Raw genomic sequence first — 1,116 nt, forward strand, 5'->3', positions numbered from 1 at the left:
TATTATCTTTGATTTCTTGGTTATTTGTATTTATTTTGTTTTCTTCTTTTAATTTTGCTAATTCTTTGGTTGTATATTCTTGTGGTTTATTACAAGCAACTAAACTTATTGTACTTATGCCAATTAAAGTGATTGTTGATAAAATACTTAATAATCTTTTCATATGTGTAGTTCCTTTCTATTTTTTGCTAATTTAATTAAAAATGGAAATAATTAATTTTATTTCCATTTAATTAACGTACGTATATTTTAATAACAATTTTATTTTTATCCTATAACTTTTGGAGCACAAGCAGCTATACCTGCAGCAATAGCACCAACACCAGCACCAATTGCAGTTCCTACAACAGGTATAGCACTACCAGTAGCCGCCCCCGTCGCAACTCCGGCAACAACAGTTCCTCCTATAGTGGTTCCCATACTAAGGCTTGTTTCTAATGTGTCTTTAGTAGTTCCAAAACATTTTTTTCCAACATTATTTACGGCTGTTCACGATCAAACAGCCCCGTCTTTAACAGCCGTTACTGATCAACTAGCACCATCATAAGTTGCTTGACCTACTCAATTGGCTGCATCTGTTACTGCACCACCAGTTCAATTAACAGCGTCTTTTGCAGCTTGACCTGTTCAATTAACAGCATCAGTTATTGCACCATCTATTCAAGTAAAAACATCTCTTTTACTTCTATTTAAATTTTCTAAATTATTTGTTTCTGAATAATTAATATCACTATTTAATTGTTTTTCTTTTTGATAAGGACTAGCGGCAATTGTTGTTGGTATGGCAGTTCCACTAATAGTTAATACACTAAATAAACTAAGTAATTTTTTCATACTTGTTTTTCTCCTTTTCTTANNNCTNNTTCTTAAAACTTTTTATCAAGATCTACCTGCATTATATATATACAAGCAAAATTATCAATTATTTACAAAATTTTATCTTGAAAAATAGCTCTTATGACGCATTTTAAAGGCTAAATTAGCAATCAAGCATTATTTATTAATAGGGGGGGGGTATTGTATTAGTAAACTATTAGTATATAATTAAATTAATGGTTTATCCTTTTAACAAAAAAGTAATTTACGGTTTATGCTTTCCGCCTTAAAANNNNAKWY

The 1,116-nt window shown here is 30.2% G+C and carries 2 protein-coding genes; both read right to left on the reverse strand.

All coding sequences use genetic code 4. The annotated features are described in order from the left end of the window. A partial coding sequence (locus tag EHV01_RS05830) for a lipoprotein (protein ID WP_422066640.1) occupies nt 1–163 on the reverse strand: 163 nt, incomplete at its 3' end. Between the two features lie 104 nt (nt 164–267). Further along, the gene (locus EHV01_RS05835) at nt 268–834 is read right to left on the reverse strand and encodes a hypothetical protein (protein ID WP_422066639.1); all 567 of its coding nucleotides are present in this window, start codon (nt 832–834) and stop codon (nt 268–270) included. Between the last annotated feature and the right edge of the window lie 282 nt (nt 835–1,116).

This window comes from Spiroplasma sp. hy2 (assembly GCF_044714365.1).
Classification (GTDB): domain Bacteria; phylum Bacillota_I; class Bacilli_A; order Mycoplasmatales; family Mycoplasmataceae; genus Spiroplasma; species Spiroplasma phoeniceum.